Here is a 5,121-nt window from a genome sequence, read left to right as displayed (position 1 = left end):
CGCCCCCCGGGGGGGGTTGCGCCCCCCTTGCGGTTGCCCCGGGGGGGGGGCCGTAACCGGGGGTTGGGGCCCGCCTCAGCACATCCCGGAGCAATCTCACCAGCACCATCACCCACCAGGAACAAATACATGACAACGATCAACATCAGGGACTTCATTGCCGAGGCGCGGTTCAACCGCTTCCACGCCGGCATGCTGTTCTGGGCCTGCTTCATCATCACCTTCGACATGTACGACTTGATCGTTTACGGTTCCGTCCTGCCGGCGCTGATGAAGGAATGGTCGATGGATCCGCTCCAGGCCGGAGCCATCGGCAGTTACGGCATCTTCGGGATGATGGTCGGCGCGATCCTCTTCGGGATCCTCGCCGACAGGCTTGGGCGCAAGCGCGTGCTGCTGGCCAGCGTCATTCTCTTCTCGCTCGCCTCGGCACTGTGCGGAATCGCCCCCGGACCGCTGGAGTTCTCGCTCCTGCGTTTCCTGGGCGGCCTGGGCATCGGCGGCATCCTGCCCTGCCTGATCGCCATGCTGACGGACTACGCCCCGAAGGGCCGCGCCAACACCTTCATCGCGTTGCTCATGTGCTTCTTCTCCGTGGGCGGCATCCTGGCCGCCTTCGTCTCGATGCTGTTGCTTCCCACGCTAGGCTGGCACGCGGTCTACTTCGTTGCTGCCCTTCCCCTGCTGCTGTTGCCCCTCATGCACAAGTATTTCCTGGACTCCCCCGCCGCGCTCCTGGCCCAGGGCCGCATCAGCGAACTTCGGGCAGCCCTGGCCAAGGTCAACCCGGAGGGCGAGCTTGGGTCGGACGCGGAATTCACCGGCTTCCAGGAGGCAGAAGCCGGCAGCCCCGTGCGCGCGTTGTTCACCCACCGGCGCGCCCTGGGGACCCTGATGATCTGGATCGCGTTCTTCATGTGCCTGCTGATGATCAACGGCGTCTCGATCTGGCTGCCCAAGTTGATGGTCACCGCGGGGTACGCCTTGAATTCGTCGCTGACCTTCATGATCGTGCTGAACGTGGGCGCCATCGCCGGCACCCTGTTGCTGGGCAAGCTCGCGGACAAATGGGGAGTGAAGAAGGTCTTGATCCCGATGTTTGTGGTCTCCGCCCTCTCGCTGACGCTGTTGGGTTTCGGCAACAACATGGCCGTCCTGCTGGTCCTGGTATTCATCACCGGTGCCTGCACCATGGGTGCACAAAACATTTCCTACTCGTTCGTTTCGCAGTACTACCCGTCCTTCATGCGATCGACAGCGATTGGTTTGGCCTCGGGCGTCGGGCGTCTTGGTGCCATTGTCGGCCCGACGTTTGGTGGCGTGCTGTTGACCATGAACTTGCCGGTGGCCATGAACTTCCTCTTCTTCGCCATCCCGGGCCTCTTTGCCGCGTTGGCTTTCACGTTTGTTCCCCTGATGAAGGCGAGGAACACCTCGGACCACGCTGTGCCGGAAACTGCGTCGCAATCCTCCCTGACCGGCGCATAGGGTGGGTGGGGCCGGCACCGCCCCCACCCACACGTTGGACACGTTCCGGCCCGGGCCTGAATGGCCACGGGTTTCGCCCGACGCATTGCTCCCGATCGATCGGGCGCACGGGGGCAAACACGTAGGATGGAAAGTCCGGCGAAGGAGGGGGAAGTCCCTTTCAACTCCAAGCAGCCCGGAAGCCCCGTCCCGCATGACTGGCATGCGCGACCTTGTGGAGATGCATGTCCCCTCGCTGATCGGGACGTAACGACTCAAAGATGGAGGAACAGCATTCATGGCTGGTTTAGGTAAATTCGGCAAGATCGTTGTGTCCGCGGCAAGAAACCCAAAGGTACGAAGCGCGCTTCAAAGCCCCCAGGCCAGACAGGTCGGCGGCAAGCTTGTGAACGGTGCTGCCGATCTGGCCAAGAAGGCGACAAAAGGCAAGCACCAGGACAAGATCCAACGTGCACGCGACGAGGCACTCAAGCACCTCGGTGGCCGCTCCTAGCCGGACCCGCGCAGGGAGAACAGACTTGTCCGGGACCGGCACTTCATCTCCGGGCACTTCGTCCGCAGGGCTGTCGCCAGCCGGCCCGTTACACCACCTCCCGCTCTCTTGCCGATCGAGGATGGTGCGGCCGGGCAACCCTTAGGGGCGACCGGCAGGCGCTTGGCCCGGGCCTGCTCAGTTGGCCGCTTCGGCCGCCCGGCGATAACCGTCCAGCGTGGTGAAGAACGGGGAGGGCTCCAGCGTCGGGTTGCCGGTGTAGCCGATCTCCTTCGCCACCGACTCAAACGGCGAATAGGCCGAATCAGTCACCTGCAGACCCTCATCCAGCGCTCTGGCCGCCGCTGCTGCAACACGGGCCTCGATGTCGATGGCTTCCTGCAGTGCCCGGTGGGCTCCCGCGGCATCCAGTTCAACGTCGTAGGCAATGCCATCGGCACCCTTGTAGGGGTGCCCGAGGTACAGGTGGTTCGGGCGCACCTCGTCGCGCAGGTAGGTCAGGGACGTGCGGTAGGCGGTGGGGTCCTCGTAGCCGGGGAAGCCGTTGGCCGCACCGTGGATCTGGACTGCGTCGCCGACGAAGACCGAGTTCGGTCCGTCCAGTACATACGCCACTGATCCTTCGGTGTGGCCCGGGATGTGGTGAACGGAAACCGTGACGTCCCCGCCCAGGGAGAGGATTTCGCCGCCGGCCACCAGGATGGTCGGTTCCATCTCGCCGGAAATCACGTGGTTGGCGGCCTTCAGCTGGGATTCCACGCCGTCCGGGTCGTTGAGGTATTGCTGGCGCACGTCCACATACTGCTTGACGTGCGCGCGCCTCGAGCGCAGCAGCGGCGCGTCCTTCTCGTGGATGACCACCCTGGCGCGGCGGCCGGTGAGTTCCCAGAGCGCGTAGGCGCCGCCCATGTGGTCAATGTGCCCGTGGGTCAGCAGGATCCAGCGCACATCCTCGATGTTCCGTCCCAGTATTTTGAGCTCCTCCACCATGCCCTCGGCGGGCGAAGAGGCAATCCCGGTGTCGATGATGGCCGGTTCGGGAGCGTCAATGAAGAAGCTGTAGAGACCAAAACGGCCCCAGGGCGATACCAGCGGATGGACGTTCACTTCTTGGCTCATGTAAGAGTTTCTCTCCTGGATTGGCGGGGCGGCGCCCCCATTGTCGAGACTAGTTCACCACCGTGAAGCAAGGACAATGACAGCGTGGTCTTGCACACAGCTACTTTATTATAATAATATGTTCATGTCACGCCCCGCGAAGCGTGCCCGCCAGCAGAACACCTGGCCCACCGACGTTGATAAGGAAGTTGCACACCCCATGACCGATTTCACGACGTTCAATGCCGGCGGCCAGCCGATCGCCATCCGCAAGGACCTGCGCGTCCCGATGCGCGATGGCATCGAACTTGCCGCAGACGCCTACGAGGGAACCGAGCGGAAGCCCCGGCCCGCACTGGTGGCACTGAGCCCCTATGGCAAGGAACTCCAGGCCCTGGCCCTGACCACCCCTCCGCAGCGCCGCCCCTCCCCCATGTGGGATGGCTGCATCGAGGCCGGCGACATCGCCCGCATCGTGTCCGAAGACTACGTCCACGTCATCGGCGACCTGCGCGGCTTCGGCGACTCCGAGGGCGAGCACATCGGCAACTACAACGCCGGCGGCGTTTCCCTGGGCCAGGACGCCTACGACTTCATCGAATGGGTCGCCGCCCAGCCCTGGTGCGACGGCAACGTCGGCATGGTCGGCATCTCCTACTTCGGCTCCATGCAGGTGCTTGCTGCCGCCGAGCGTCCGCCAAGCCTGAAGGCCATCTTCGTCTCCGGCGGCCACTACGACTTCTACGAGACGACCTACCACGGCGGCGTCATGTGGTTCATGCCGCGCGCAGCCCGCGAGGGCCGCGGAGGCGACTCCGGCTGGGCCTTCACCGACGGCGTGAAGTCGCGCATGGTCGAGAAGTACTCCAAGGAAGAACTCAAGGAACTGGTTGCCAAGCGCCTGCAGGACCCGGACGTCGCCGCCTGGCCCAACCTGGTCCACGTGCTGAACTACCCCAAGAACCACGAGGCCTGGTTCGACATCGTGATGAACGAGCTGGACGGCGAGTGGTACGAGGAGCGCAACCCGATCAACCTGGCCAAAAGCATCGACATCCCGGTCTACCTGCAGCTGGACCAAGGCCGCGGCTGGACCCTCGATGGCACCATCGAGCTATTCGATACGCTCAAGGGCCCGAAGAAACTGGACATCGGCCCCTACCCGCCAATGCAGTCGCGTCCCTTCATCGAGGAGCACGACAAGATGTTCCGGTGGTACGACTACTGGATCAAGGGCATCGAGAACGGCGTCATGGACGAACCTGCCGTGAGCGTTTTTGTCGAGGGCTCGCGCGAAACCGTCACGGCCGATTCCTGGCCGCCGAAGGAGATCGAGTACACGAACCTCTACCTGCGTCCGCGCCACAAGCTCTCCACCCAGCCCGAAACCATGGGTGTTGAATATGCAGCCCCCGATGGCTTCTACCAGGCGCCGCTGACCGTGACCGACAAGGTCGAGATCATCAAGTGGGAGACCCCGGTCTTCGAGGAGGCCTGCGAAATGATGGGCACCGGAGCCGCACACATCTTCGCCCAGATCGATGCGGAGGACACCAACTTCATCATGCGGCTGTGGGACTACGCCCCGGGCGGCAAGCGCCAGCTGATCACCACCGGCTACCTCAAGGCCTCGCACAACGAGCTCGACGAGCGGACCACCGAGGGCAACCCGTTCCACCCGCACACCCGATCGGTGCCGGTGGAACCGGGGAAGATCGAGGAGTACGTGTTGCGCCTCTACCCGTTCGCGAACACCTTCATGCCCGGCCACAAGCTGGTGGCGGAGCTTTCCAATGCCGAGCCGCTGAGCGATGAGCACAACTCGCTACTCCCTCCCGATGCCTTCCACCTGCCGGTGGGCCGTCCGGTCACGCACAAGATCTACCGCGATGCCGCCCACCGGTCCCGCCTCGTCTTGCCGTCCACCACGAGCAAGACGGCGGACGCCGCGTCGAAGTAGTCGCTCGGGGGAGCCAAGCGCTTCCCAAACGCCTTGGGCGGGGGCCCCGCGGGGTTGTTATGGGGGGGGGCCCCCAAGTTAT

4 protein-coding genes are annotated in these 5,121 nt (G+C 64.0%); 3 read left to right on the top strand and 1 reads right to left on the bottom strand.

Features of this window, described 5'->3' with window-relative positions; translation table 11 throughout:
• Positions 1-129 precede the first annotated feature (129 nt).
• Positions 130-1,488, top strand: coding sequence for an MFS transporter (locus tag ACLQ7E_RS13735; RefSeq protein WP_411733137.1), 1,359 nt, complete (start codon positions 130-132; stop codon positions 1,486-1,488).
• A 277-nt stretch (positions 1,489-1,765) separates the two neighbouring features.
• Complete coding sequence (locus ACLQ7E_RS13730; protein WP_411733136.1) at positions 1,766-1,981, top strand: Rv0909 family putative TA system antitoxin; 216 nt, start codon at positions 1,766-1,768, stop codon at positions 1,979-1,981.
• A 177-nt stretch (positions 1,982-2,158) separates the two neighbouring features.
• On the opposite strand, the gene ACLQ7E_RS13725 is transcribed toward ACLQ7E_RS13730, so the two are convergent.
• On the bottom strand, positions 2,159-3,100 hold the full coding sequence (locus ACLQ7E_RS13725; protein WP_411733135.1) for an MBL fold metallo-hydrolase: 942 nt from the start codon (positions 3,098-3,100) through the stop codon (positions 2,159-2,161).
• A gap of 124 nt (positions 3,101-3,224) precedes the next feature.
• On the opposite strand from ACLQ7E_RS13725, the gene ACLQ7E_RS13720 reads away from it, so the two are divergent.
• A complete protein-coding gene (locus ACLQ7E_RS13720) occupies positions 3,225-5,039 on the top strand; it encodes a CocE/NonD family hydrolase (RefSeq protein WP_411733134.1) in 1,815 nt (604 codons plus the stop codon).
• Positions 5,040-5,121: the final 82 nt, after the last annotated feature.

Source organism: Paeniglutamicibacter sp., from assembly GCF_046714615.1.
Taxonomy (GTDB): Bacteria; Actinomycetota; Actinomycetes; order Actinomycetales; family Micrococcaceae; genus Paeniglutamicibacter.
This window is presented reverse-complemented; position numbering and strand designations above follow the sequence as displayed.